General features: G+C 67.4%; 1 protein-coding gene. It reads right to left on the bottom strand.

Features of this window, described 5'->3' with window-relative positions; all coding sequences use genetic code 11:
- The coding region (locus RT424_RS24155) for a GAF domain-containing protein (RefSeq protein WP_313443399.1) at window positions 1-589 on the bottom strand (589 nt) is incomplete at both ends.

Below are 589 nucleotides of genomic sequence, written 5' to 3'. Positions count from 1 at the left end.
GCGGTTCGCCTGTTCGAGGACGCGTGAGGCTTCCTCGCGCATCGTGGCGACTTCCGCCAGCGCCGCGGCGCGCTCACGTTCCGCTTCGAAGGCATAGCTGCTCGTCAGGCCTGCGGTGATCTGGCCGGCAAGCAATTCGAGGAAACTCAGATATTGCTCACCGGCGGGACGATAGGGGTTGAGGCCGACCACGAGGGCGCCCAGCGGCCGGTCGTTCCCGCGATCGACCAGGGGAACGACGGCGATCTTGGTGGGCGGACGATCCCAGGATCCGGTCGGGAGATCGGCGTGCATGCATTCGTCGATCCGGGGAGCGGTCCAATCGAGTTGAACCCGCTTTACCCCCCAGGGATCTTGCGCCGAGCCTGCCGCATGCGCGCAGGGGTGATCGGGGTCCATCCCCGCGCAGTTGCGCGCCAGGACGGGGGCGCCGGCTTCGTCGAACAGGTAGACAAGCGCGAACGGCATGTCGCGATCGTTGCGCGCGAGCTCCGCCTCGACAGCGTCGAGCACGGCCTCATGTCCTTGGGCGCCTGCAAGGGCCAATGCGAGCTGGCGCAGCGATTCCAGCCGCCGTTCGCTGATAACC

This window comes from Novosphingobium sp. (genome assembly GCF_032093395.1).
Taxonomy (GTDB): Bacteria; Pseudomonadota; Alphaproteobacteria; order Sphingomonadales; family Sphingomonadaceae; genus Novosphingobium.
Note: the sequence above shows the minus strand (reverse complement) of the source record. Positions and strands in the feature narration are given on the sequence as shown.